26 protein-coding genes and 1 other annotated feature are annotated in these 25,135 nt (G+C 37.6%); of the genes, 19 read left to right on the plus strand and 7 right to left on the minus strand.

Annotated elements, in window-relative coordinates:
* The first annotated feature begins 4 nt into the window (after positions 1-4).
* The 3 genes from atpG to atpC are packed head-to-tail and all read left to right on the plus strand — an operon-like array spanning position 5 to position 2,718.
* Complete coding sequence (atpG, locus tag U5921_RS09405) at positions 5-883, plus strand: ATP synthase F1 subunit gamma (protein ID WP_324822723.1); 879 nt, start codon at positions 5-7, stop codon at positions 881-883.
* 2 nt (positions 884-885) lie between these two features.
* A complete protein-coding gene (gene atpD / locus U5921_RS09410) occupies positions 886-2,307 on the plus strand; it encodes a F0F1 ATP synthase subunit beta (protein WP_324822725.1) in 1,422 nt (473 codons plus the stop codon).
* A 3-nt stretch (positions 2,308-2,310) separates the two neighbouring features.
* Positions 2,311-2,718, plus strand: a complete 408-nt coding sequence (gene atpC / locus U5921_RS09415) for an ATP synthase F1 subunit epsilon (protein ID WP_324822727.1) — start codon at positions 2,311-2,313, stop codon at positions 2,716-2,718.
* A gap of 155 nt (positions 2,719-2,873) precedes the next feature.
* On the opposite strand, the gene U5921_RS09420 is transcribed toward atpC, so the two are convergent.
* Entirely contained in the window at positions 2,874-4,244 is a 1,371-nt protein-coding gene (locus U5921_RS09420; RefSeq protein ID WP_324822729.1) for a sigma-54 interaction domain-containing protein, read from the minus strand.
* A gap of 298 nt (positions 4,245-4,542) precedes the next feature.
* Between U5921_RS09420 and U5921_RS09425 the strand changes: the two genes are divergently transcribed.
* From U5921_RS09425 to U5921_RS09440, 4 genes are read left to right on the plus strand one after another with little or no spacing between them, the layout of a single operon-like run.
* Positions 4,543-5,448 carry an agmatinase family protein gene (locus U5921_RS09425; protein WP_324822731.1) on the plus strand — a complete coding sequence of 302 codons (906 nt, stop codon included), beginning with the start codon at positions 4,543-4,545 and terminating at the stop codon, positions 5,446-5,448.
* Complete coding sequence (locus tag U5921_RS09430; protein WP_324822734.1) at positions 5,445-5,978, plus strand: TRAP transporter small permease; 534 nt, start codon at positions 5,445-5,447, stop codon at positions 5,976-5,978. Before U5921_RS09425 ends, U5921_RS09430 begins: the two co-directional genes overlap by 4 nt.
* A complete protein-coding gene (locus U5921_RS09435; protein ID WP_324822735.1) occupies positions 5,979-7,253 on the plus strand; it encodes a TRAP transporter large permease in 1,275 nt (424 codons plus the stop codon).
* Between the two features lie 23 nt (positions 7,254-7,276).
* Positions 7,277-8,338: a DctP family TRAP transporter solute-binding subunit gene (locus tag U5921_RS09440; RefSeq protein WP_324822738.1), complete on the plus strand. Its 1,062-nt coding sequence runs from the start codon at positions 7,277-7,279 to the stop codon at positions 8,336-8,338.
* A 226-nt stretch (positions 8,339-8,564) separates the two neighbouring features.
* Here U5921_RS09440 and U5921_RS09445 read toward each other — a convergent pair whose 3' ends face one another.
* On the minus strand, positions 8,565-9,326 hold the full coding sequence (locus U5921_RS09445) for a hypothetical protein (RefSeq protein WP_324822740.1): 762 nt from the start codon (positions 9,324-9,326) through the stop codon (positions 8,565-8,567).
* A 269-nt stretch (positions 9,327-9,595) separates the two neighbouring features.
* Between U5921_RS09445 and U5921_RS09450 the strand changes: the two genes are divergently transcribed.
* Together U5921_RS09450 and U5921_RS09455 are read left to right on the plus strand one after the other, a co-directional pair.
* Positions 9,596-10,477 carry a PHP domain-containing protein gene (locus U5921_RS09450; RefSeq protein WP_324822742.1) on the plus strand — a complete coding sequence of 294 codons (882 nt, stop codon included), beginning with the start codon at positions 9,596-9,598 and terminating at the stop codon, positions 10,475-10,477.
* 75 nt (positions 10,478-10,552) lie between these two features.
* Positions 10,553-11,071, plus strand: a complete 519-nt coding sequence (locus U5921_RS09455; RefSeq protein ID WP_324822744.1) for a hypothetical protein — start codon at positions 10,553-10,555, stop codon at positions 11,069-11,071.
* A gap of 66 nt (positions 11,072-11,137) precedes the next feature.
* Here the strand turns inward: U5921_RS09455 and U5921_RS09460 are convergent, their stop codons facing one another.
* On the minus strand, positions 11,138-12,694 hold the full coding sequence (locus U5921_RS09460) for an ABC-F family ATP-binding cassette domain-containing protein (RefSeq protein WP_324822746.1): 1,557 nt from the start codon (positions 12,692-12,694) through the stop codon (positions 11,138-11,140).
* A 429-nt stretch (positions 12,695-13,123) separates the two neighbouring features.
* On the opposite strand from U5921_RS09460, the gene U5921_RS09465 reads away from it, so the two are divergent.
* Positions 13,124-13,363, plus strand: a complete 240-nt coding sequence (locus U5921_RS09465) for a YdbC family protein (RefSeq protein WP_324822748.1) — start codon at positions 13,124-13,126, stop codon at positions 13,361-13,363.
* 174 nt (positions 13,364-13,537) lie between these two features.
* Here U5921_RS09465 and U5921_RS09470 read toward each other — a convergent pair whose 3' ends face one another.
* Both U5921_RS09470 and U5921_RS09475 read right to left on the minus strand, forming a co-directional pair.
* Entirely contained in the window at positions 13,538-13,933 is a 396-nt protein-coding gene (locus U5921_RS09470) for a hypothetical protein (protein WP_324822749.1), read from the minus strand.
* 23 nt (positions 13,934-13,956) lie between these two features.
* Entirely contained in the window at positions 13,957-15,258 is a 1,302-nt protein-coding gene (locus tag U5921_RS09475) for a phenylacetate--CoA ligase (RefSeq protein WP_324825980.1), read from the minus strand.
* A gap of 91 nt (positions 15,259-15,349) precedes the next feature.
* On the opposite strand from U5921_RS09475, the gene U5921_RS09480 reads away from it, so the two are divergent.
* The 7 genes from U5921_RS09480 to U5921_RS09510 all read left to right on the plus strand — a co-directional run bounded on the left by U5921_RS09480 (position 15,350) and on the right by U5921_RS09510 (position 20,997).
* A complete protein-coding gene (locus U5921_RS09480; RefSeq protein WP_324822751.1) occupies positions 15,350-15,490 on the plus strand; it encodes a hypothetical protein in 141 nt (46 codons plus the stop codon).
* Between the two features lie 36 nt (positions 15,491-15,526).
* Positions 15,527-15,781, minus strand: a binding site (T-box leader).
* Between the two features lie 191 nt (positions 15,782-15,972).
* Positions 15,973-16,575 (plus strand): HD-GYP domain-containing protein, encoded by a 603-nt coding sequence (locus U5921_RS09485; protein WP_324822753.1) that lies wholly within the window; start codon positions 15,973-15,975, stop codon positions 16,573-16,575.
* A gap of 169 nt (positions 16,576-16,744) precedes the next feature.
* The gene (locus U5921_RS09490; RefSeq protein ID WP_324822755.1) at positions 16,745-17,164 is read left to right on the plus strand and encodes a YjdF family protein; all 420 of its coding nucleotides are present in this window, start codon (positions 16,745-16,747) and stop codon (positions 17,162-17,164) included.
* 211 nt (positions 17,165-17,375) lie between these two features.
* Positions 17,376-17,606 (plus strand): hypothetical protein, encoded by a 231-nt coding sequence (locus U5921_RS09495; protein WP_324822757.1) that lies wholly within the window; start codon positions 17,376-17,378, stop codon positions 17,604-17,606.
* 380 nt (positions 17,607-17,986) lie between these two features.
* A complete protein-coding gene (locus U5921_RS09500; protein ID WP_324822758.1) occupies positions 17,987-19,180 on the plus strand; it encodes a glycine betaine/L-proline ABC transporter ATP-binding protein in 1,194 nt (397 codons plus the stop codon).
* The gene (locus U5921_RS09505) at positions 19,173-20,021 is read left to right on the plus strand and encodes a proline/glycine betaine ABC transporter permease (RefSeq protein ID WP_324822760.1); all 849 of its coding nucleotides are present in this window, start codon (positions 19,173-19,175) and stop codon (positions 20,019-20,021) included. Before U5921_RS09500 ends, U5921_RS09505 begins: the two co-directional genes overlap by 8 nt.
* Positions 20,022-20,109: 88 nt before the next feature.
* Positions 20,110-20,997, plus strand: a complete 888-nt coding sequence (locus tag U5921_RS09510) for a glycine betaine ABC transporter substrate-binding protein (RefSeq protein WP_324822762.1) — start codon at positions 20,110-20,112, stop codon at positions 20,995-20,997.
* 114 nt (positions 20,998-21,111) lie between these two features.
* Here the strand turns inward: U5921_RS09510 and U5921_RS09515 are convergent, their stop codons facing one another.
* On the minus strand, positions 21,112-21,438 hold the full coding sequence (locus U5921_RS09515) for a helix-turn-helix transcriptional regulator (protein ID WP_324822764.1): 327 nt from the start codon (positions 21,436-21,438) through the stop codon (positions 21,112-21,114).
* Positions 21,439-21,685: 247 nt separating this feature from the next.
* Here U5921_RS09515 and U5921_RS09520 point away from each other — a divergent pair, with 247 nt between their 5' ends.
* A complete protein-coding gene (locus U5921_RS09520) occupies positions 21,686-22,543 on the plus strand; it encodes a GGDEF domain-containing protein (protein WP_324822766.1) in 858 nt (285 codons plus the stop codon).
* Between the two features lie 422 nt (positions 22,544-22,965).
* Positions 22,966-23,439 (plus strand): (deoxy)nucleoside triphosphate pyrophosphohydrolase, encoded by a 474-nt coding sequence (locus tag U5921_RS09525; RefSeq protein WP_324822769.1) that lies wholly within the window; start codon positions 22,966-22,968, stop codon positions 23,437-23,439.
* A 136-nt stretch (positions 23,440-23,575) separates the two neighbouring features.
* Here U5921_RS09525 and U5921_RS09530 read toward each other — a convergent pair whose 3' ends face one another.
* The gene (locus U5921_RS09530) at positions 23,576-25,066 is read right to left on the minus strand and encodes an Lsa family ABC-F type ribosomal protection protein (protein ID WP_324822771.1); all 1,491 of its coding nucleotides are present in this window, start codon (positions 25,064-25,066) and stop codon (positions 23,576-23,578) included.
* Positions 25,067-25,135: the final 69 nt, after the last annotated feature.

The following is a 25,135-nucleotide window of genomic DNA, read 5'->3' on the forward strand; positions in this document are numbered from 1 at the left end:
TTTCATGGCAAATATGAGAGAAATACGGCTTCGTATGAAAAGTATTCAAGATACAATGAAAATCACAAATGCGATGTATTTAATTTCATCCTCCAAGTTAAAAAAGGCGAGAAAGGTACTTGATGAAACCATGCCTTATTTTATGACGCTTCAAAAGACCATTCATGACATTCTTCTGCACTCTCCGGATCTTTCGCATGCTTATTTTGATAATCGTGAAGTTAAAGCTGAGGAAAAGAAAAAAAGAGGCTACATTGTAATTACAGCAGATAAAGGGCTTGCCGGTGGATACAATCACAATATTATAAAATTAGCAGAGAAAGAGATTGAGAAGGACCGAAACAGCATTTTATTTGCGGTCGGACAGGTGGGAAGGCAATACTTTCAAAAGAAAAAGGAACCGATGGATGAGGGGTTTTTCTTTACAAATTACAATCCTACCAGATATCGTGCAAGGTGTATCGCGGAGATTGTTTTAGATGGATTTAATCAGGGAGAAATCGATGAGGTTTATGTGGTATATACAAGAATGGTAACACCGATGAGGGCAGAGCCGGTGATGGTTAAGCTTCTCCCGCTTTCTATGGGTGAGTTTGTTTCGATGGAAAAAGAAGAATACAAGCACGTTGCAGAATATTCTCCTTCACCGCAGGAGGTCATGAATCATTTGGTACCTAATTATATCAAAGGATTTATTTATGGAGCGATGGTGGAAGCATTTTCTGCGGAACAGCATGCAAGAATGACTGCAATGCAGTCAGCAACCGATAGTGCAAAAGATATGATTCGAGATTTATCTTTACTGTATAACCGTGCCAGACAGGCAAGCATTACACAAGAAATCAATGAGGTCGTCAGTGGTGCAGGAACGGAGGATAGATAGGTATGAAACAAGGAAAGATTGTTCAGGTTTTAGGACCGGTAGTTGACGTGGAATTTGATACAGATCAACTTCCTTTTATAAAGGATGCACTTTGCGTTACAGTTGACAGGGATGAAAAAGTGATGGAAGCAGCACAGTATATGGGAAATCATGTGGTGCGCTGTATTATGCTTTCGGCGAGTGAAGGACTGGCGAAGGGAATGGAAGTCACTGCGATGGATTCCTGCATTCAGGTTCCGGTTGGCAAACAGGTACTAGGCAGAATGTTTAATGTTTTGGGAAAAACGATTGATGGGAAAGAGGAATTTACGGCTAATGCAAAATGGCCGATTCATAGAACTCCGCCGGCATTTGAGGATCAAAGTCCGGTTGTAGAGGTGTTAGAGACAGGAATCAAGGTGATTGACCTTCTTGCACCTTATGCGAAGGGCGGAAAAATTGGATTATTCGGAGGGGCCGGAGTTGGCAAAACCGTATTGATTCAAGAATTGATTCACAATATTGCGACTGAGCATGGGGGTTACTCTATTTTTACGGGAGTTGGCGAACGCTCTAGAGAGGGAAATGACTTATGGACTGAAATGACAGAGTCCGGCGTCATCAATAAGACGGCACTTGTGTTTGGACAGATGAATGAGCCGCCGGGTTCTCGTATGCGTGTGGCACAGACTGGATTGACTATGGCGGAATATTTCAGGGATGAAGAGCATCAAAATGTACTTTTATTTATTGACAATATTTTTCGCTATGTTCAGGCAGGTTCTGAGGTTTCCGCTCTACTGGGACGTATGCCGTCTGCGGTCGGGTATCAGCCAACGCTTGCTAATGAAGTCGGAGAGCTGCAGGAGCGAATTACGTCTACAAAAAACGGTTCGATCACTTCTGTACAGGCGGTCTATGTTCCTGCAGATGATTTGACGGACCCGGCTCCGGCAACGACATTCGCACATTTGGATGCAACGACAGTGCTTTCCAGAAAGATTGTGGAACAGGGCATTTATCCGGCAGTCGACCCGCTGGAATCCACTTCTCGCATTTTAGAGCCGGATGTGGTAGGTGAAGAACATTATCAGGTGGCAAGAAAAACGCAGGAATTGCTTCAAAGATATAAGGAACTGCAGGATATCATTGCAATACTAGGGATGGAGGAATTAGCAGAGGAGGACAAATTGTCCGTATATCGTGCAAGAAAGATACAAAAATATTTATCTCAGCCTTTTTCTGTCGCAGAAAATTTTACTGGAATGAGCGGAAAATATGTTCCTTTAAAAGAAACGATCCGAGGCTTTAAGGCTATTATTAATGGAGAAATGGATGCGTATCCAGAAAGTGCGTTTCTCATGGCAGGATCCATTGAGGATGTGATTGAAAAAACAAAAGCAATGGGATTAAAGAAATCCGAGGCAGTCGAAAGTGAGGCATAACAGATGGGAAAAACTTTTGATTTAAAAATTGTATCGAGTGATCGAGATTTTTTTGAAGGAAAGGCAGATATGATAATTCTGCCGGCTATTGACGGAAGCCATGGCGTGATGGCAGAGCACGAATCGATGGTAACAGCGATCCAGGCTGGCGAAGTGCGGTTTCAATCAAACGGAGAATGGAAAACCGCTGCATTGGGAGATGGATTTGCAGAAATTATGCCGGATTATGTTGTCGTAGTTGCAGATACAGCCGAATGGCCGGAAGAAATTGACGTAAACCGTGCAGAAGAGGCGAGAGAGCGTGCAGAGGAGCGTTTGAGAACCAAGCAGGCACTGATTGAATATCATTATACAAAAGCGGCCTTGTCCAGAGCTATGACTCGCTTGAAGGTCACAAAAAAAGTGAGATAAAACGAAAGAAAAGAGGGCGGCATCATTCAAATGACCGTCCTTATAATTTTTTAAGAGCAAATTTCAATTATGTTGTTAATCCAGAGATTGAAATTAAAAAATATTTTTATAACGCAACGGTTAGGTATTATGAAATTGGTTGCATGAATGAATTTTTATAATAATTTGTACTTACGTAATTTATTATACAGAGTTTGGCGGGATATTGCTAATTCTTTTGCTGTTTTGGTAATGCTGTAGCGATTTTTTTCAAAAGAGTTTTTAACAATGATTTGTTCTAGATTTTCTATCTGAGATGCTAAGGAAGTGCCGGGAGCCAAATATTTACAGCAGTCAAGTTCCGCTGGAGAAGACAGATTCAAAACGGGGATGGTTTTAAGCGTTTTCTTTGTTAAAAGATAATCTGGAAGGTCGGATAAAGTAATCGTGCCAGAAGGCTTAAGTGTACAGGCATATTCAATGACATTTTTCAGTTCTCTTACGTTGCCTTCCCAGGAATAAGAGCTGAACAAGTGTAAGACTTCTTCATTGATGCCTGTCGTATGATGATTTAGCCTTGCATTGGAGTAGTTAATATACGTATCGCAAAGAAGGGGGATGTCATCAATACGCTCACGAAGGGGAGGGATGGAAAAGCTGGCAACATTCAAACGGAAAAAAAGGTCTTTTCTGAATTGACCTCTTTGAACCATTTTGTCAAGAGGTTCATTCGTGGAAGCGACAATTCTGGTATCGGTTTCTCTTTCGTAGGATTCGCCGACTCTCCGGATGGATTTTGTTTCTATGGAACGGAGGAGCTTGCTTTGCAATTCTAAAGACATGGAGTTGATTTCATCTAGAAATAATGTCCCTCCTTGTGCTACTTCAAACAGTCCAGCTTTATCAATTGCTCCCGTGAAGCTTCCCCTAGTGGAACCAAATAAAATACTTTCCATTAGATTGCTGGGGATTGCCGCACAATTTTGTATAATAAAAGGCTTGTCTTTTCTTTTACTGTTTGCATGAATTGTGTGTGCGATTAATTCCTTACCTGTTCCGGTTTCTCCGTAAATTAGAATATTGGAGTCTCCTTTGGATAGCATTTTAAGTTTTTCAAAGCTAGCCTTAAAGGCTTTGTTCTGAGTCATGATATCATCAAAATTGTATTTTGATGAAAAAGGGATTTTCTTTTTGCGCCCGGGTTTATTATTTAATTCTACAGACATGACAATTCCGCCGATTACGCCTGTTTCATTAATAAGAGGGTAAGCGGAATTGAGTGCCTTTTTAGCGATTCCATTCACTTCAAACTGCTGCAGCTCATTTGCAATGACGCTTTTTGTATCCATCGCCCGAAACAAGGTGAAATCTTCTCTTTTTAAAAAAGGATATAATTCAAATACAGAGCGCCCGATGGCATTTTCATATCGCACCATATTAATTTCATCGTTATAATCTTCATAATATAATACTTTGCCGTTGATATCACTGATGAGTATTGAGTCGCTATGACCAAATAATTCCTTAAATACTTTGTCTGTCTCCACTTAAAACGTCCTCCTTTCAATCAAAGCAATTTGTATAAGAAAATTACATATTGTCTAAACATTGTACGATTTGTAATCAGAATAGTCAATCTATTTTAAATATAAAGGAATGATTTATACTGTAAAGAAGATAAGAAAAAATGATAGAAATAAGTGAAAACAACAGATCTAATTGTATATTATGTAAAAAATAGGGGGATTAAAAGAATATGGCATAATTGTTGCTTTAATATAAGGTATCGAAGATGCATCTGAGAAATTAATACTATTTTTACCAGTGGGGAGGATTAATAAAACAATGAATAAATTAAAATATGGAATTTTAGGATTAAACTATGATACAGAAGCCGGAAGAGGCTGGCCGGGGGCTAGATATGCACCTGACAGTATTAGAAGAGCTATGGCTGGTATTATGAATCGGATGGAAGACGGGCATTTATTTGATGTTTGCAACAATTATTTGGTAGATTTTAATAAAATAGAAGTAAAAGATTTCGGAAATGTTGATAAGATCGCGAGATACGACCATGAAAGATCGCTGAAAGAGATGGCGAAAGAAATTGGAAACATTATGACAGATGGCTATACACCGATTTTACTTGGGGGGGATCATTCTGTTACAAATGCGGGATTTATAGCAATTCATGATAAGAAGCCAGGGAAAATCGGCATTATAGACCTGGATGCACATCTGGATTTAAAATTCGATTCTGTGGCGCAGGGGAGATTTTCAGGAAGCAGTGAAATTAGAAGAGCCATTGAAATGGAGAGGATAGATGCAAAAAATGTAGTAGAAATCGGTCCGCGAGGGTTTAATTATCCAGAGCATTACCATTATATTAAAGAGAGTGGAATGAAAATTTTTACCCCAAGAGAAGTATTTGAACAGGGAGCGAAGGAAATTGCACGTAAAGCGCTTGAAATTGCTTGTGACGGCACAGACTATGTCTATTTGACAGTCGATATTGACGCACTTGATCTGGCATATGCACTAGGCTCTGGTGGTCAAGAGCCTGCGGGATTAAATCATTTTCAAATGTCAGATCTGATTCGGGAATTTGCTCCCCATGTTGATGTCATTGATTTTGTAGAGGTTAATCCGATGACAGACCACCGCGAATTGACAAGTCATGTTGCGGCAAACTTGATATTAGATTATATATCAGGTGCATACTATGCAACATTCGAGGAAGAAAAACAATGAGATATTTATTAAAGCTAAATAAAATTATAGTGAGGATAGAGCAGATCATATTGGCGGGAAGCATTATAGCTATGGCTGTGATTTTGGTTCTCAATGTTCTTGGAAGATTTTTTTTAGGGACTGGAATCAATGCTTCTGAAGAACTCGGACAAACACTGCTGGTATTTGTAACTTTTATTGGTTTGAGTTATTGCGCGACAACGGGAAAACACATCAACATGTTGGCAATTTTTGATATCATGCCGGGAAAAATGAAAAAATGTACCGCACTTGCAATTTCAGGAATTACCTCAGCTACAATGCTCACACTGGCTGTTATCTCTTTTCAGTATGCTTATTTAATTAAGACATTTGGTAAAGTAACGGTTTCTTTGCAGGTTCCGGTCTATCTGATTATTTTGGTGGTATCCTTCGGATTTTTGTTTGCAGGGATTCAATATCTATTAGTATTTATTCAGAACATCCTTAAAAAAGAAATTTATATCGGATTAGAAGGAAGCTATCTTTCAGAGGAAAGGAGGGAACAGTAAATGCTTTGGGTTTTAACGATTATTTTAATTTGCTGCCTGCTGTTTGGTTTTCCAATGTATCTGTCAATGATATTGGGTTCACTTGTGTCAATCATAGTATTTCTGCCCTCCTTGCCTTTGAGTACTATGATTCAACAGCTTATGGCAGGGGTTCAGACCTTTGCCCTGCTTGCAATCCCACTGTTTATCTTTGCGGCGGACATCATGAGCTCTGGGCATACGGCAACAAGGCTTGTTGATCTTATGAAAGCTTTCATTGGGCATATTTACGGTGGACTAGGTGCAACTATGGTTGGAACTTGTACCTTATTTGGTGCAATATCAGGTTCTACACAGGCTACTGTTGTGGCAATAGGAAAAACTATGAGAGGAAACATGCTGAAAGTGGGATACCGCGATGAAGACATAAATGGACTTATTGTAACATCATCTAATATAGCGATGTTTATTCCACCGAGTGTAGCCATGATTATGTATTGTGTAGTAACCGGAACTTCGGTTGGAGAGATGTTCATTGCGGGAATCGGACCGGGAATCTTACTGGCAATTCTTTTTTCCGTATATATCTATTTCCACTCAAAGAAGCTGGACTTGCCGAGAACTCCAAGAATGAGCTGGGGACAAAAGGGATGTGCATTAAGAAAAGCAATTCTGCCTATGGGTTTTCCGGTTATTGTAGTAGGAAGTATTTATTCTGGCATTTGCAGCCCTACAGAAGCTGCTGCTATTTCAGTACTATATGCATTTATATTGGAAGTAGTGATATATCGGACTATAAAATTAGCGGATATTGGTAAAATTGCATTATCTACAGGAGCAGTGACTGCGGCGTTGTTCATCCTGTTATCAAGCGGCCAAATTTTTTCTTTGGTTCTGACATATGCAAATGTACCTCAGATGCTGAGCTCCGGAGTGCTTGGAGAAAATCCTTCATCTATCATGGTTCTTGCAAGCGTAACGTTATTTTTTTTCATAGCATGTATGTTTGTGGACCCTCTTGTAGCAATTGTAGTTTTAACACCAATGTTCTACGGACCGGCTATGGCTGCGGGAATCGATCCGATCTGGCTTGGAATCATCATTACGCTTCAAAATACGCTGGGAGCGGTTTCACCGCCGTTTGGCTGTAATATATTTACCGCATGTGCAGCCTTTGATGTACCATACATGAGGGTTGTAAAAGGACTTCCGCCTTATTTGATTATATTAGTGCTGTTATCAGTTATATTGATATTCTGTCCTCAGGTAATTACTTTTTACAGAGTATTTATATAAGAATATTAAAGGAGGGTTACGAAATGAAAAAAAGGGTTTTTAGTTTATTTGTCTGTACAGTAATGGTAGTAAGCATGGCATTAGGCATGTCTGCATGCGGTGACAAAGGGAATGAAAGTGAGGGAGCGAAAGAAGTATGGAAGCTGGCTCATACAGAGTCAAAGGACACGATGTATGACATGTGGGCAAATAGATTTGCCGAATTGATTCAGGAAAAATCGGAGGGAAGAATTACTGTTGAAGTCTATCCGGTAGGACAGCTTGGGGATTCTGCTGCCCAGTTAGAGATGATTCAGACCGGAGGTCTTGATATTGGAATCTTTGCCGCTGGAGATGTTGGGAGTACTTTCCCTGCAACGCAGGCAATGGCATTAAATTTTCTTTTCAGTGAGAAGGATGAAGTAAATGAAGCAGTACTTACACAGGGCGAAGCGACGAAGAAGCTGAATGAAATGTTTGAGCAAAAAGGCATTCATATTTATGATTGGCTGAGTCTTGGAAATATGCAGTGGACAAGCAACAAGCCATTACATGCATTGGATGACTTTAAGGGCTTTAAAATGAGAATTATGAATACGCCGCTTATCAGTGAAAATTATAAAGCATTAGGTGCAAATCCTACACCTATGGCATTTATGGAGACGTATAGTGGACTTCAGTTAAAAACCGTACAGGGAACTGAGCAGCCAATCAATGCAATTGAAGAAATGAAATTTTATGAAGTACAAGATTATATCACTTTCTCAAATCATGCACAGATGGCAAGCTTTGTTGCATTTAACGGTGAATTCTACAATGGATTGAGTGATGAAGACAAAGAACTGATAGACAGCATTAAAGGTGATATGGAAAGCTATGCTTCTGAAAGCCTAAAAAAGGTTCAGGAAGAAAAGTTTGAAGTCATCAAAGAGAAGAAACCGGAAATCAAAATTGAATATTTGACAGACGAAGAAAGGGCAAACTTTGTTGAGGCAAGCTTAACGGTACGGGACAAAATCGTAGACCTTGCTGGTGAAGAAGGAAAAGAGGTTATGGATCTTGTAATAGCCGACGTAGAAAAATTTGAAAAAGAATTAGGAGAATAAAAGGTTGTAAAAATTAAGGAATAAAACCTGTTTTATCTCTTTTTGAGAAAAGTCGAAGGACTCCATAATCCTACGGCTTTTCTTTTTGCCTTAAACTTTGTTCACGAAGTTTAAATAAATGCCTTTCTTCATATCGTTTTTTTTCTTATGCAGGTCAGAATGATGCAGCATAATCTTCTTGACAAACTTCCACATCCATTTATCTTCTTAGAAAACACTATTTGCTTTAATAACCAAGTGGCGCTGATGCCAATATTTCCGATATTTTTATGCCAGTCCATATTGGCAAGGCAAGTCCCAAAGTATAGATGAGCGCAATGACAATCGAGCTTTTCTTTCCCATGCCCCATTTTTTTACAGATAAATACATAGTGTCAAGGACATCAGTCAAAAAGAAAAATTGAAGCAGGCCGTGGCAAAATGCCGCAGCCATTCCAATCTTCTTCTCTGAATAACTGAAACGGATGACTTGAACTGCAAAAAAAGATCCTGGAAGCATGGCCAGCCAGGTGATGAAACCCAGTACACTGATTACAGTAAAGAAAAAGGGGAGCAGCACAGGAGTAGCGATAATGAGTGTGCCATGGCTTATAAGCAGACCGCTTAAGCTTATACCGAATAGCATCAAAGCAATAGAGAAAAAATTAACTATAAAAAAAATAACCATACCGTATTTCAAAATCAGCATTCCATTTATGCAAAAGAGCGTTTCTCTTTCATGGCACGCTTGGAATGACTGGGTAATATTTAAAATAGCCAAGATAATCAGAACAGATACATAGATAGCGGAAAGAATAAAATAAGCGACAGATAAATTTGCTATGGCACTTTCTATGGTGTCTTCTGACATCGTTTCCATGGTATTTTCTGAGAGCATGGAGTTGAAAAAGGTAAAGTAAAGCAGATTCAAAGGAACACAAAGAGTTGCTAAAATAGTGTAGGAAATTTGAAGGATATGACTTCTTTTTTTGATTCTTTTCTGTTCCATACGATTAACCTCCAATGATTATAAATTATTTGCAGCTTTATTCGGAACAAGCTTAATAATTGTAATATAATTGTATCATAAAATAATTAAAAGTATCAATTTTTGTATTTTGTATTTATTATTGAAACTTAGCTGGATAGAGGTGTGACATTCTCGTTTGAAATGTAAAATTACTTATGATTTAATAGTAGTAAAGTATTTTTACTGTAGGAGAAAATGTAAATAAGTTTCATATTATTTGAGAATTTTATAATGAGGGAGGAAGAGACATGATTGATCTGCATCTACATACGTATTATTCGGATGGGAGTTTGTCCCCTTTTACATTGGTGAAAATGGCAAAAGAGCGTGGGGCATCTGTCATTGCGGTTACGGACCATGACGGGATAGATGGGCTTGAGGAAGCGATACAGGCGGGAAAGGAGCTTGGCGTAAATGTTATTCCAGGTATTGAATTTTCAGCACAGCTTTCAGATTTTTTGGATTCTTTCCCTTGCTTTATGCACTTATTGGGTTATGGATTTGATATAAGAAATAAGGAGCTGGGTAAGGAAGTAAAAGAAATTTTAGAAAAAAGGCGAGAACGAAATGAAAAGCTGCTGTCTGCTTTGAGAAAAAGAGGTTATTTCTTAGAAAAGGAAGATTTTCAGGTTTATCCGCAACAGACTTATATCGGAAAACCGAATTTTGCCAGAGCATTATTAAAACAGGGTTATATTAGGGAGTTAAAAGATGCATTTCAACCAGGAGAGTTTTTGGAGGCTCCAGAGATCAAAGCGATTCATCGAATAAAGATTGATGTAAAAAAAGCAATATCCTTAATTGAAAAAGCAGGTGGGATATCTGTTCTTGCACATCCGATGAAAATTTCGTATAAAGGAAAAAATCAGCCGGATCAAGCTGGTTTTTTTGAAAGGCTGGAGTCTTTGCTTCTGTGCTTAAAAAAATCGGGTTTGCGAGGCATGGAATGCTATTACAGCCGCCATCTGCCGTATGAAACAGAACGCTTGCTTGCACTTGCAGATCAATTTGGTCTTGTAGTAAGTGCAGGTTCGGATTTTCATGGACCGGAATTTGATGAAAATCTGAAAATCGGAACATTTATGGTGGATGTAAATAAAGAACGACTTGATTGGACTAAGACGCTATAAAGAGTAATTCACCTTTTCCTTTTTTTATAAATATAATAATAGACCTATTAACAGATTATAAGAGGAGGAAAATAAATGCGTTATGAGATAAGCCCTCAAGAGGAGTCATTACACTACTTAAATGTAAATAATGACGATAATATGAATGATACTCTTTCTATTGCTGAGTTATTGAATGATTTTTCAAAAGAAAACTCAAAAATCGGATATTTAGCCTTTAAAATTGAAACCGCCCTAGGTACATTGCCGGTTCCGAATGCAGAAGTGACAGTAAGTAAGCCCTTAGGGAACGGTTTCTATCTTTCAAAAGTTGTTGTGACAGATATAGATGGAAAAACAGAAACAATAGCTTTACCGGCTGTTAGCGCCGAAATTTCACAAGCTCCGGGAATTGTTCGTCCATATTCGGTCTATAATGCCAGCGTATCTGCACCTGGTTTTTTTACGGTTGAACTATTTAATATACCTATTTTTGAGAATATTACGGCATTACAGCCGATTAATTTATTTCCAGATGTAGGGGTTGGACTTGGAGAAAAAATTGAACAAATTTATAATATATATCCAACGGGGCCACAAACTTTTTCATATTAATGTATTTAAAATATACTTAATAAAGAGAGCAGCAATCATAAAAGGATTACTGCTCTCTTGTAGAATTTAAACAATTTTTGTAGTCCAATCTTCCACGTTCCAGATATCTGTTACCCAGCTTTCATAAAATTCGGGTTCATGGCATACCAGTAGGACGGTGCCTTTAAAATCGGAAATGGCACGCTTCAGTTCTTCTTTTGCTTCCCTATCAAGGTGATTGGTTGGCTCGTCTAGAACAAGCCAATTAGTTTCCTTTTGCATAAGTTTACAAAGGCGGACCTTTGCATTTTCGCCACCGCTTAAGACCTTCATCTGGCTTGTGATATGCTCTGCAGTGAGTCCGCATTTTGCCAGAGCAGCCCTGACTTCACCATTGGTATAGGTAGGGTATTCCGTCCAGATGCTTTCCAAAGCAGTCTGAGAGTTCTCACGCTCCGCCTCTTGTTCAAAGTAAGCAGGAACGAGGAAATCTCCAAGCTCAGACATTCCGGAAAGCGGTTTTATTTTCCCAAGAATAGTTTTTAATAAGGTGGTCTTGCCTAAACCGTTTGTTCCTACAATGGCCACTTTCTGACCACGTTCCAAAGCAAAGGAAACCGGCCTTGTAAGAGGCTCGTTGTAGCCGAGAATTAAATCCTTGGCTTCTACGATAAAACGTCCCGGCGTTCGTGCTTCTTTAAAGCCAAAAGATGGTTTCGGTTTTTCTTTCGGTTTTTCTAGTATTTCCATTTTGTCTAACATTTTTTGACGACTGTTTGCCATTCCTCTCGTTGCAACACGAGCTTTATTCCGTGCAATGAAGTCTTCCATCCGTTCTCGCTCAGCCAGCTGCTTTTCATATGCTTTTGCTTCTTGCAATTTCTTTACTTCATACATCTGCATGAATTTTTCGTAGTTTCCGGTATAGCGAGTCAGTACGCCGTCGTTTACATGATAAATGACATTAACTACATCATTTAAAAAAGTCATATCATGCGATACAAGAATAAAAGCGTTTTCATATTCCTGTAAGTAACGCTTTAACCATTCTATATGTTCGAAATCTAAATAGTTGGTTGGCTCATCTAAAATTAAAATCGTTGGATCCTGAAGGAGAAGTTTTGTTAAAAGTACTTTGGTTCGCTGACCGCCGGAAAGATCACTGACATCCTTGTCCAGTCCAATACTTCCGAGTCCTAAGCCATTGGCAACTTCTTCTATTTTAGAGTCCAAAGTGTAAAAACCGCTATGTTCTAAAATTTGCTGAATTTCTCCGGCATCTTCCATCATTGATTCTAACTCTTCACTTTCGGCTTCACTCATTTTTTCATAAAGAGAGAGCATTTCAGCTTCTAAATCGAATGAATTTTGAAAAGCTTCTCTTAAAATATCTCGTATGGTCATTCCTTTTTTTAGGCTGGAATGCTGGTCTAGGTATCCTACGGTAACTCGCTTTGACCACTCTATTTTTCCTTCATCCGGAGCTAATTGACCGGTAATAATATTTAGAAAAGTTGATTTTCCTTCTCCATTGGCTCCAATCAGTCCGACGTGTTCTCCTTTTAACAAACGGAAGGAGGCATCTTCCAAAATTTGTCTTCCTCCAAATCCGTGGGTGACGTTTTCTACGATTAATACGCTCATGTGTTATCCTCTTCTTTTATCTTTGGTATTTGCTGGTTCTGTCCTCAAATGCAAGTATAACCTGCGTTTTTATATAACAAAAAGATCCTAATTTATATATACAAAATACATAGAATTTTGTTATAGGATTTGTATTTATTATATCATAAGTGCAAACCGCTGCTCCGGTTTGCTACACACCGATACAATCAATACATGCAAGACAAAATGCATAGGGATTTTGTTACAGGATTTGTATTTATTATATCATAAAGTGCCCTAAAAAAAACCTGGAAATCGGTAGTGCTCGTATAAATCAAATTGTGAAAAAGAAAGAATAGTATATATTAAATAAAAACATATGTAAAATATTGTAAATTATATTGACATATAAATGTAAAATATATATAATTGTGGTAAAATATAGGAAATAAACTGAAAGGAGTGCCTATGAGTACGAAGGAGAAGGAACGTGAAGTAACATTTGAGATTAATGAACATTTTGGAGTGATTTCTGTTTCTGCGAATGGATGGCAGAGAGAATTAAACATGGTTTCTTGGAATGGAGGAATGCCGAAATATGACCTGAGGGACTGGGATAAGAATCACAAATCAATGAGTCGTGGAATTACATTGACAAAAGAAGAATTGAAAACTTTGGAAACGCTGATTCTAGAATTAAAGCTATAGCGAATGAAAAAAGGAAATAACAAACAGTTCTTTGCTGTGAGGATACCCTGTTTTCAATGAGTCGGATTAACAGGCAGCTTATTGATGTACATGCGTGTTGTAACGCAATGCAAAAAAACCGATCCATAGTTTAGAAGTGGATCGGTTTTTTTTTAAATATTTTTTAAGTAAATTTTATTCGAGCCCAGCTTCCTTTAATGCGGTTTCGGCTCGCTCGTTATCTACCACTTTGAGAATAAGAGGAGCTTTCGAATTACTGGAATAGCCGTACATATAAGAAACGTTGAGGTCAACCGGTGCAAGTGCTTTTAATACACGGTTCAGTGAACCAGGAACATCGGGCATTTCTATACATAGAACATCGGTTACTTTTAAAGAATAGCTTAATTTTTTTAAAACGCTAACGGCTTTTTCAATGTCGTCAACAATCATGCGGAGTACACCATACTCAGCAGTTTCTGCAATATTTAGTGCTGAAATATTTACATTTGCCTGATGCAGTGTTTCGGTGACTTCCATGAGTCTTCCGGTTTCATTTTGGATAAAAACGGATAGCTGTTTAATTATCATTGTGTTCACCTTCCTTTTTTTATTTATATATGGCGTTTGTCAATAACTCGTTTTGCTTTACCTTCGCTGCGTTGGATTGTTTTGTGCTCTACTAGTTTTACTATAACACTAATACGTAGTACACTGTCAATTTTTTGTTTGATTTTCTTACGAATTTTTTCCAATTCGGCAATTTCGTCCGTAAAATATTTATCATCTATTTCAACTTGTAATTCAATGGTGTCCATTGTTCCTTGGCGGTCGACAATAATCAAATAATGTGGCTTTGCTTCGGGAACTTCAAGCAGAACACTTTCGATCTGAGACGGAAATACATTGACGCCACGGATGATGAGCATATCATCAGAACGACCGCAGACTTTGGACATTCGAGCACTGGTTCTTCCGCAGTCGCATGGTTCATGTGTAATACTGCTTAAATCTTTTGTCCGATATCTTAAAAGAGGCATTGCTTCTTTTGTAAGGTGCGTAAAAACAAGTTCGCCGGTTGTACCGTCTGAAAGAGGCTCAAGTGTATCCGGATTTAAGATTTCAGGGTAGAAATGGTCTTCGGCAATGTGTAGTCCATTTTGCTTTTCGCAGCTGATCGACACTCCAGGACCCATGATTTCAGAAAGACCATAAATATCGTATGCGGTAAGGTTTAGATCTTTTTCAATTTTTTTACGCATTTCCTTACTCCACGGTTCTGCACCGAAGATCCCGATACGTAGATCTAGTGATTTTGGGTCGACTCCGGCTTCGGCCAATGCTTCGCCTAAAAACAGAGCATAAGAAGGTGTGCAGGCTAAAATAGTAGTGCCAAAATCCTGCATTAAGGTAAGCTGGTTTCTCGTATTCCCTCCTGAAATCGGAACGACAGCCGCTCCAAGCCGAGTGGCTCCGTCATGGAGCCCGAGACCTCCGGTAAACAAACCGTAACCGTAAGCGACTTGAACCACATCTTCCCTAGTTCCTCCGGTACAGCAAATGGCTCTTGCTACGCATTCTGCAAAGGTATCAAGGTCTTTTCTGGTATGGGGAACGGAGGTTGGCTTTCCTGTGGTTCCTGATGAAGCGTGGATGCGGACAAATTCACTTTTTGGTACGGCACATAGCCCAAATGGATAATTGTCTCGCAAATCTTTTTTTGTAGTGAATGGGAGACGTATAATATCATCAATACTTTTGATATCACCCGGTTCAATACCGAGTTCTTGCATTTTTTTTCTATAAAATTTTACATTTTGATACACACGGGAAACCGTATCTTTCAATCTCTCACTTTGGAGTGCATGCATATGGTCTCTGCTCATGGTTTCGATCGGTTCATTCCAATACATAATTTATCTCCTTTACTGCTATAATTTTTTTTGTGTCACCAAATCCAATGCGTTTTCATATTCTATATCATAAACTTTAAGGAGGTATTATTTCATGAGATGTTACAATGAATGCGGTGCAGGAATTGACGATAGTCTTCTGTTCTTTTTTCTGTTGTTACTTGTAATAATTTGTATGCCGGGCATGTGCGGTGGCTGTAATGACATGAATAATAATGATAATTGCTGCTGCTGATTTTACATTGACAAAACAAAAAGGACTTCTCGTCTCATAAGAGACGGGAAGCCCGTGGTACCACTCTATTTGCTGCGCTTAAAATGAGGATAAGCTATCAGCCACTCAGGACATAACATCCGTATCCCTGTAACGGGGGAAACCGTGTACACCTACTGTTTGCAAACTGCTATTGTTCAATGTACCAGCTCAAGGGGGAACTTGGGTGAACACATGTAATCGGATCTCATCTTTTCCGAATTCTCTGTATACATTGGTGAATCACTTACTTTACCCTGTCATTGCTTTTGTATATTGAGCATATGATACAACTACAAAAGTGGTTTGTCAACTCTTTTTTTAGACCAAAGTTTCCTTTTAACAGTTCCCTTTTTGTTGACCAAAAAAAGGATGAATGGTATGATTGGTTGTAGTTAGATAGGGCTAATCGCAGGACGATTTATTTATATTTAATACTGCAGCGCAGAAGGGGGAATTCGATATTGTCAAGAAAAAAAAGGATTGATTCCTTATTGTTATACCACGATCTAATTTTCGGAATTGTAACAGCATTGGAAGCAAGAGATGAATATACAGCAAGCCATTCAAACCGAGTTAGTGATACGACAGAACAGATATGTACGCTTTTAAATTTGACGGAAGATGAAGCAGAAACCATTCATATTGCGGCACACGTTCATGATATAGGAAAAATTGGAATTGAAGATCGAATTTTAAGAAAACAGGGCGATTTAAACGACAAGGAGTGGGAGTTGATCAAGCAACATCCTGTAATTGGCTATGAAATACTGAAAAAAGTAGAAAGATTTGAAGAGATTGCTATCATTGTGCGGCACCATCATGAAAGATGGGATGGAAACGGGTATCCGGACGGATTAAAAGGAGAAGAGATTCCATTTGGGTCTAGAATTATCGCAATTGCAGATTCAATTGATGCCATGATGCATGAGCGCCAATATAGAAAAGGAATGTCTGCTGAGGCTTGCAAATCAGAAGTGGAAAAAAACATAGGATCGATGTATGATCCGAATATCGCAAATTTTATTCTCGAAAAGTGGGACATAATTTTGAAGGTGGACGTATAAGAAAAGGGAAGAAAAAATTGACAATCAAATTAAAAGTGGATAATATAAAAATACATAGATAAAAACACAGCTCCGGCTGGTAGTCCGGACGCAGGAAATTCCTGTCAGTAACCTGCCCTCCCATGGGTTGTCCGTTCTGTGTACAAATTTTTTTATGGGAGGCATCTATATGGCAAATATAACAGCGAAACTTACGGTATTTTTTGATGATCCTTTTTGGGTTGGTGTATATGAACGAAATGAAAATCACAGGATGGAAGCTTGTAAAATTTTGTTTGGAACGGAGCCAAAAGATTACGAAATTTATGCGTATTTATCCAGTCATTTTTTTGAGTTTAAATTCAGTCCTTCGATTCGAACAAAGTTAAAGGATGAAAAATCGTTGAACCCAAAGCGCTTGCAACGTGAAATCAGCCGAAACTTACACAAAACTGGATTGGGAACGAAAGCACAGCAGGCTTTAAAGCTTCAGCACGAAGTAGCAAAACAAGAAAGGAAGCAAAAAAGGAAGAAGAAATCGGAAGAAGAAAAACAGCACCAATTTGTATTAAAGCAACAAAAGAAAAAGCAGAAACATAAAGGGAAATAACATTATGAACGGCGTGAAAGGAATCATTTCCAACTCTTCTTTTATCTAATTTATCTATAATAAAAGAACTTCGTGTTATAATAAATACAAATCCTGTAACAAAATCCCTATGTATTTTGTCTCGCATGTATTGATTGTATCGGTGTGAAGCAAACCGGAGTAGCGGTTTGCACTTATGATATAATAGAAGAAACAGAGAGGAGTGGTGATAATGAAAAACTTATTTTCTTATGGTGATACGTTTATGCAACAGTCAGATTGGAGAGATATTTCATTGCTTAAGCTTTGTCTTTTCTCATTGGGGATATTATTTGGAGTAAAATTGCCGCATAAGGCAAAAAAGCCGGCAACCGCAGTTTCTTTGACGGTTTTCATTGCAACATATGTTCCATTGATGTTCAAGCTATTAAACATTTTTACAAAAAAAGAAGTAAGTGAATAAGACAGTTATTTTATAAAAAAGAACAGGCTTTTTAGAGCCTGTTCTTTTTTATAATCTGGTGCTTTAAAACTACTCTATATAATAGAAGCGTAATGTCTGAATATAGAGTAGTTTAATGTATAAGAACTTAATAAAAATCAAACTATAAAAGAATTAAGAGTAGACAAATATTATTTTATTTCTTTAAAATATAGATTGTCTTTATAAATATAATTTATGCAATAAATGTGAAAGCGATTGGTGAGTAACCCATAAATACTTGACAAAGTAACAACTTGTAATGTATAATTAGGTTGTAACTTTGTTGATTTTGGCTGTGATAATGTAATTAATATAATTATTTTGTTAAATTATAATTGGCAGATGAAAGGGGGAATAATATGTCCAAAATAGAAGTAAAAGGTTTATATAAAATCTTTGGATCAAATCCAAAGAAAATATTGCGCTTAGTAGAAGAAGGAAAGCGTAAAGAAGAAATATTAAAAGCAACCGGTCATGGAGTTGGTGTAAATAATGCAAATTTTGAGGTTGAAGAAGGTGAGATATTTGTAGTTATGGGACTGTCCGGCAGTGGTAAATCCACTTTGATTCGATGTTTAAACAGTCTAATTAAACCAACCTCAGGAGAAATATTAATTGATGATGAAAATATTGTGGGATGCAGCAAAGAAAAACTCTTAAATGTGAGACGAAAAAAGATTTCAATGGTTTTTCAGAATTTTGCATTGTTGCCTCATCGTAATATTGAAAGCAATGTTGCCTTTGGGCTAGAAATCCAAGGTGTTGGTATAGAAGAAAGAAAAAAGAGAGCATATGAAGCTATAAGCATGGTAGGTTTAGAGGGGTATGAAGATCGTATGCCGTCTGAACTGAGCGGAGGTATGCAGCAAAGAGTCGGCTTGGCAAGAGCGTTAGCTATGGGGTCTGATGTTTTGCTTATGGATGAGGCGTTTAGTGCACTTGATCCTTTAATAAGGAAAGAAATGCAGGATGAGCTCCTTATTTTGCAGAACAAAATGCATAAAACAATTATCTTTATTACGCATGATTTAGATGAAGCGTTAAAACTCGGAGACAGAATTGCAATCATGAAAGATGGTGTGATCGTTCAGATTGGTACACCCGAGGAAATTCTGACAAGCCCTGCGGACGGATATGTAAGAGAATTTGTTAAAGATGTTAATCGTGTAAAGGTCGTGACGGCTTCCACCATTATGAAGAAGCCTAGTCCTGTTGCTTTCGCAAAAGACGGGGCACGTTTAGCCGTGAGAAAAATGAAGGAAGCATCGATATCAAGTATCTTTGTGTTAGATAAAGAAGGACGTGTAAAAGGTCTGCTTACGATTGATGACGCCCTGGAATTATTAAAATCTGAAAATCAAGATATGGAAAGCGTTTTAAATAAAGACATTAAAACCGTTTCTCCTGATATGTCCATAGAGAACTTATTGCCTTTGGTTATTGATTCGAAATACCCTATTGTAGTGGTAGATGAAGAAGAAAAAATCATGGGAATTATAATGAAAGTATCTGTTTTGGCAGGCATTTACGGAGAGGAGGGGGAAAATGTATAGACTTCCTATTGGAGATTTTGTTGAACGTTTGACTGATTGGCTTACAGTAAACTGGGCTGTTTTTTTTGACGTGATAAAAGCAGTCTTACTTTTTATTATTACAGGTTTTGAGTTTGTTTTTACAATAATTCCTTTCTATGTAATGATTATTATAATCGCTTTGCTTGCTTGGAGATTAGCAAATAAAGGAGTGGCGATTTTTGCACTTGTAGGCTTACTTGTTATACAATCCATAGGTCTATGGACGGAGACTATGCAAACTTTAGCATTAGTCATAACGTCAGCGTTAATTGCTTTAATTGTCGGAATACCTTTGGGAATTTGGATGTCGAGAAGGGAAGGGGCAAATAAAATTATTCGGCCTATTTTAGATTTTATGCAGACAATGCCTGCATTTGTATATCTAATACCGGCAGTGTACTTTTTTGACCTGGGATCGGTTCCGGGTGCTGTTGCAACAATCATATTCGCCATGCCTCCTGCCGTACGATTGACCAACTTAGGTATACGTCAAGTTCCAAAAGACGTAATAGAAGCCTCGAAAGCCTTTGGCTCTACGGATAAACAAATGTTGTTTAAGGTTCAAATTCCTTTGGCAATGCCTACCATCCTGGCAGGATTGAATCAAACCATTATGCTATCACTTTCAATGGTAGTTATATCTGCTATGATTGGTGCCAGTGGGTTGGGAATCTCTGTTTTAAAAGGGATTACGCAGCTAAAGGTTGGAGAAGGCTTTGAAGGAGGGCTAGCTGTAGTAATACTTGCTATGATATTAGATCGAATTACTCAGGGTCTTGGACAATCACGCAACAAAAAGCCTGCAAAAGGAAATTTCTAAGGATCTGATAAGTAAAAAACTTCAATAGCAACTAGCAGAAGTTTTCTTATTTATATTATTTTTGAAAGAGAGAGGAGCGAAAAGAGAAATGAAGAAGTTATTAGTGATAATACTTATTGGGGTTTTAAGTTTAGGTATTTTTACCGGATGCGGTACGGATAGCGGAAGTGGTGACAATGGTGGAGACAGTGGCAATAAAACTGTTAAACTGGGTTATGTAAATTGGTCTGAGGGAATTGCAATGACAAATCTTGCAAAGGCAATTCTTGAAGATAAAATGGGGTATGAGGTTGACCTTACAATGACAGATGCAGCTCCATTATTCACGTCATTAGCAAGTGGAAACACAGATGCCTTTTTAGATTCTTGGCTGCCAATAACACATGAAGATTATATGAAAAAATTCGGTGATAAGGTTGAAGATTTAGGTTATAATTTTGAAAATGCAAGAATTGGGTTAGCAGTACCTTCTTATGTAGATATTGATAGTATTGAAGAACTAAATAGCTTAAAAGCTGAATTTGGCGGTAAAATAGTAGGTATTGACTCCGGTGCTGGCATCATGAATGCTACGGAAAAGGCGATTGAAGAGTATAAGTTAGATTATGAATTGATGCCAGGAAGCGGTCCAACCATGACAGCGGCTTTGAAAAAGGCGATAGATAACGAAGAGCCGATTATTGTTACCGGATGGGAGCCACATTGGATGTTTGCAAAATGGGATCTTAAATTTTTAGATGATCCGAAGGGCGCATATGGAGAAGCAGAATACATCCATACAATTGCAAGAAAAGATCTATCCAAAGATATGCCTGAGGTGGCTAACTTCTTAACCAATTTCTTTATGAGCGGTGCAGAACTTGGCGATTTAATGGGTGAAATCGAAAATAACAGCGACAAAGATCCAGTTGAAATTGCAAGAGATTGGATGAATGCGCATGAAGACTTAGTGAATGGTTGGATTGAAGGGAAATAATAGGAATCTTTAACTCTTAAAGAAAAAAATAATTTTTGGGAAACATCTTAGTGGTGTTTCCTATTTTTTAAGTAAAAATCCCACTTTCAGCAAATGGCTATAAGTGGGATTTTCTTATTTGTTAACAGCTAAAATAAATGTTTTTAAAAAGTCTTCGGCATAAGGTAGATATTTTTGATCAAGATTGGAAAGCATTTCGTGAAATATAGTTAGATCATTTTTTTCTGCTTTTCCCAGCACAATATAGTCCGCCGAAGCACTTAATGCATTACATACTTTGTAAAGGGTTGCGGTTGACATGCCTCTCCTGCCTAGTTCAATTTGAGCAAGAAATTGTGGTGATACATCAATGCATTCGGCGAGCTTTTCACGACTTAATTTTAATTCTTCTCTTTTTACACGGATACGTGACCCGATTTGCATGTTTAAATCTTTTTTCATCTCAGCACCTCTTTCACATTATCGTATATGAAGCTTACAGCTTCAAAAACAAGCTATAAGATATTGATTTTATTAGACTAATAGCTTATACTAAGATTATTAATATATACAAAAATAAATAAATAATGCGTTAATATAAAGATATAATGACTTTTTTTATATTTATAAGCTGAAAAAACAATTGAAACTCATAGCTTGTACTGTTTCGTAAAAACAGTTTTTTTATTGATTCAGAAAGGAGGGAGATATGAAAAGTCATAGGGGAGAGTTAATACAGATGAAAACAATAAGCAAGCTGTTTGATTGTATCCGTTTAATTGATATTGAAAGTGAGACCCTCTATGCTGAATATCCTGCCCATCAGCAACACCATTCTATTCCTGCTTTTGATTACTCGGTACGGCAAGAGCTGTATCATAGGTGCTTGGCAGCCGACACAACTATGTATTGGGTGGAACAAGAGAGCCAAATTTTAATGCTGTTTTCTGTATCACCAGTTGAAATTGATGAAAGAAGGTTAATTATGGAGTGTGCGGCCAATGTAACCGGAAAAATCAATATGAGCTATATGATGGGAAAAAGTAACATTTTATTGGAAAATGCCTATCAATTGTCCATTACGGATGAATTGACTGGCTTATATAATCGCAGATATATTAATCAAATGCTCCCAAATGTCATTAAAGACTGTGCAAAACAAAATCTTCCGCTCTCTCTTCTATTTACCGATTTAGACTACTTTAAAAAAACAAATGATTCTTATGGTCATGTCGCAGGAGACTATCTTTTATATGAATTCTCAACAGAATTAAAAAAAGAAATTCGTAAAAGCTCAGATTGGGCAGCTCGATATGGCGGCGATGAATTTTTGCTATGCCTTGTAGGAACGGAAAATCAGACCGCAAAGAAAAGAGCAGAGGAAATCCGAAGCATTATTGAAAGTAAGGTATTTCGGTATCATAGTCACGAAATAAAAACAACTTGTAGTTTTGGGGTTTTTACCATCAACAAATTTGACCCAATGCCGACGTGCGATTCGATTTTTCGTGAAATTGACAAGAAATTATACGAAGCAAAACGAGAAGGGAGAAATACGATTCGATAAAGATAATATTGGATGCTAAATAGGAAATAACGTTTAAGATAATGGGAGAATTATTTCTAAACATTTGACTTAGATTTAAACAGGGGAGCGTAAAACGCATCCCCTGTTCTTGTAAATGGAAGGATGGTTAGGATTTCCATCTACAAGATTATTATAAAATATAAGATACAAATTAAGATACAAGAAAATTATGGTAAAAAAATTTACAGTAATTAACATATTATAAAATCTTGAAAATAATAATATATTAGTTAGAAATATAAAGCTTACTTTTTCCCTCCTATATTTTTCTAACATAGTTTATTTTTAAACGATCATACCACCCTAAATTAATTTTTTTATTCGTTTCATTTCATCTTTATGTAGGAACGTTGACAGGTATATAAAAATTTATTATGCTGAAACTACTGATGGAGGTAACTATGTCTGAACGAAAGAATAGATCAGAGAAGCAAGAAGTGAAAGATACAAGTAAAGAGAAAAAATTGGAAGTAGTTGCAGGAATTTTGCTGTGTGACAATAAAATATTATGCGCACAAAGGCCAAAAGGAAAATATGATTATATTTCATATAAATTTGAATTTCCAGGTGGAAAGGTAGAAGCGGGAGAAACTGCGAAAGAAGCATTATGCAGAGAGCTCATGGAAGAGTTAGCGGTATCTGTTCGTGAAGAAAAACTTAAACTTTATGATACGGTAAAGCATAGATATCCTGATTTTGAAGTGACAATATATTGTTTTCTCTGTCCTGTCAAATGCATAGATATACAATTAATGGAGCACGAGAGCGCAGTATGGGTAAATAGACATGAATTGGGTCAATTGGATTGGGTTGAAGCAGATTTGCCGGTCATTTCCAAACTAATGGAGGATGCTTCTATTTTTGAAGGACTCTGAGGTTGTACGCAAAGAGAGTATATGAATTTGCTTATTGAAAGAGTGCTGGTAAATACCAGAGAAAGAAACATAGCCCCTGAAGTTAGTTTAGAGGCTATGTTTTATTATAGTATCATCGAGGATGTTTTCTCGCAGTTCATAGATGCGAATCAAGCGGAACTGTTTCGGTGGCTATTTTTTTGCAAAATGCTGCGTCATGTTCGACGAAAAGCAGAGTTGGCTGATATTGTAAAAGCAATTCTTCAATTTGTATCCGTGATAGGACATCAATATAATTCAGCGGCTCATCCCATACATATAAGTGAGCCTGTTCGCTTAAGCTCTTTGCAATCAAAACCTTTTTCTTTTGTCCGGCACTGAAGTCAGAAATATCCTTCTCATACTGAATGCGTTCAAGGCCCAGTTTGTGGAGAAGTGTTTTAAACAGGCTTTCATCAATCTGATGAAGCTTCGCAAAACCTGATAAATTACCGTGTAAATGTGAGGTATCCTGTGAGATATAGGATATTTTAAGATTGGAGGCTTTCATAAGGTTTCCTTTATAGCTCATCTCATCACCCAGAATCAGCTTTACAATACTGGATTTTCCTGAACCGTTTTTGCCGTTTAGGCAAATGCGGTCTCCTTGACAAATCTGGAAATTCAAGTCTTTGAAGATTGACTTTTCTCCATAGAAAATTTCGATATTTTCCAGAGCAAGCAGCCTGTTTGAATGGTGAGCAAGGAGAGACAATTTAAGAGAGTCAGCTGCTTCTATATTTTTGAGAAGCTTCGATTTTTCTAAAATAGCAGACTGCTGCCGATCCTCAATTGCGATAGAACGCTTCATCATTTTAGCGGCCTGGTGACCAATATAGCCTTTATCTGGTTTGAGCCCTGAAACTTTGGTTCCATTCTTTGTTTTCTCTATCTTATGTGACCATTCAGAGGTGCGTTTTGCAGCTTTGGAAAGCCGCTTGATTTCATTTTTTAATTTTTTATTTTGTGACAGCTCCAACTGGTCCTGTGCCTGCTTATTTTCATACCAAGATGAAAAATTTCCTTTCTGAACCTCAATATCTGCTTTATTAATCGAAAGGACATGATCGATGCATGCATCAAGAAAGGTTCGGTCATGTGACACCAAAATAAAGCCATTTTTTCTTTTTAAATAGTGAGCGATAAGCTTTCTGCCTGATCGGTCAAGATGATTTGTTGGTTCGTCAATGAGTAAAAAACAATTTTCTTTTAAGAAAAGAGCTGCAAGCAGGACTTTTGTGCGTTCACCATTGCTAAGCGTATAAAAAGGCCGATACAGCACCTCTTCATCGACTTGCAGCAAGTTAAGCTCACGGGAGAGGTGCCAATGCTCAAACCCAAAATGAATTTGCTCGATTACATCAATGGTCAGTAAGGTCTCATCCGGTATGTGATAAGGGAAATATTCAAAGCTCACATTTGCAGAAATATTTCCGCTGTATTCATAGTTTCTTAAGAGAAGATTTAAAAATGTTGTTTTGCCTCTTCCGTTTCTTCCGATAAAGCCAAGTTTCCAATCCGTGTCAATTTGAAAGGAAACTTGATTAAAAATCGTATCGTAGCTGCCGTCATAGGCAAAAGTTAAATTTGAAATATTGATTAATGACATGGTATCTACCTCCTTTGTAAACAAAAAGCTGCAAGAAAGTCAATTCTTGCAGCTCGAAAACAAAGAACA

This window comes from Sinanaerobacter sp. ZZT-01, assembly GCF_035621135.1.
In the GTDB taxonomy this organism is placed as follows: domain Bacteria; phylum Bacillota; class Clostridia; order Peptostreptococcales; family Anaerovoracaceae; genus IOR16.

What these genes read in the sequence shown, in the direction of transcription:
- atpG (WP_324822723.1), top strand. Translation starts at nt 5, where the DNA reads ATGGCAAATATGAGAGAAATACGGCTTCGTATGAAAAGTATTCAAGAT.
- atpD (WP_324822725.1), top strand. Translation starts at nt 886, where the DNA reads ATGAAACAAGGAAAGATTGTTCAGGTTTTAGGACCGGTAGTTGACGTG.
- atpC (WP_324822727.1), top strand. Translation starts at nt 2,311, where the DNA reads ATGGGAAAAACTTTTGATTTAAAAATTGTATCGAGTGATCGAGATTTT.
- U5921_RS09425 (WP_324822731.1), top strand. Translation starts at nt 4,543, where the DNA reads ATGAATAAATTAAAATATGGAATTTTAGGATTAAACTATGATACAGAA.
- U5921_RS09430 (WP_324822734.1), top strand. Translation starts at nt 5,445, where the DNA reads ATGAGATATTTATTAAAGCTAAATAAAATTATAGTGAGGATAGAGCAG.
- U5921_RS09435 (WP_324822735.1), top strand. Translation starts at nt 5,979, where the DNA reads ATGCTTTGGGTTTTAACGATTATTTTAATTTGCTGCCTGCTGTTTGGT.
- U5921_RS09440 (WP_324822738.1), top strand. Translation starts at nt 7,277, where the DNA reads ATGAAAAAAAGGGTTTTTAGTTTATTTGTCTGTACAGTAATGGTAGTA.
- U5921_RS09445 (WP_324822740.1), bottom strand. Translation starts at nt 9,326, where the DNA reads ATGGAACAGAAAAGAATCAAAAAAAGAAGTCATATCCTTCAAATTTCC.
- U5921_RS09450 (WP_324822742.1), top strand. Translation starts at nt 9,596, where the DNA reads ATGATTGATCTGCATCTACATACGTATTATTCGGATGGGAGTTTGTCC.
- U5921_RS09455 (WP_324822744.1), top strand. Translation starts at nt 10,553, where the DNA reads ATGCGTTATGAGATAAGCCCTCAAGAGGAGTCATTACACTACTTAAAT.
- U5921_RS09460 (WP_324822746.1), bottom strand. Translation starts at nt 12,694, where the DNA reads ATGAGCGTATTAATCGTAGAAAACGTCACCCACGGATTTGGAGGAAGA.
- U5921_RS09465 (WP_324822748.1), top strand. Translation starts at nt 13,124, where the DNA reads ATGAGTACGAAGGAGAAGGAACGTGAAGTAACATTTGAGATTAATGAA.
- U5921_RS09470 (WP_324822749.1), bottom strand. Translation starts at nt 13,933, where the DNA reads ATGATAATTAAACAGCTATCCGTTTTTATCCAAAATGAAACCGGAAGA.
- U5921_RS09480 (WP_324822751.1), top strand. Translation starts at nt 15,350, where the DNA reads ATGAGATGTTACAATGAATGCGGTGCAGGAATTGACGATAGTCTTCTG.
- U5921_RS09490 (WP_324822755.1), top strand. Translation starts at nt 16,745, where the DNA reads ATGGCAAATATAACAGCGAAACTTACGGTATTTTTTGATGATCCTTTT.
- U5921_RS09495 (WP_324822757.1), top strand. Translation starts at nt 17,376, where the DNA reads ATGAAAAACTTATTTTCTTATGGTGATACGTTTATGCAACAGTCAGAT.
- U5921_RS09500 (WP_324822758.1), top strand. Translation starts at nt 17,987, where the DNA reads ATGTCCAAAATAGAAGTAAAAGGTTTATATAAAATCTTTGGATCAAAT.
- U5921_RS09505 (WP_324822760.1), top strand. Translation starts at nt 19,173, where the DNA reads ATGTATAGACTTCCTATTGGAGATTTTGTTGAACGTTTGACTGATTGG.
- U5921_RS09510 (WP_324822762.1), top strand. Translation starts at nt 20,110, where the DNA reads ATGAAGAAGTTATTAGTGATAATACTTATTGGGGTTTTAAGTTTAGGT.
- U5921_RS09515 (WP_324822764.1), bottom strand. Translation starts at nt 21,438, where the DNA reads ATGAAAAAAGATTTAAACATGCAAATCGGGTCACGTATCCGTGTAAAA.
- U5921_RS09520 (WP_324822766.1), top strand. Translation starts at nt 21,686, where the DNA reads ATGAAAAGTCATAGGGGAGAGTTAATACAGATGAAAACAATAAGCAAG.
- U5921_RS09525 (WP_324822769.1), top strand. Translation starts at nt 22,966, where the DNA reads ATGTCTGAACGAAAGAATAGATCAGAGAAGCAAGAAGTGAAAGATACA.
- U5921_RS09530 (WP_324822771.1), bottom strand. Translation starts at nt 25,066, where the DNA reads ATGTCATTAATCAATATTTCAAATTTAACTTTTGCCTATGACGGCAGC.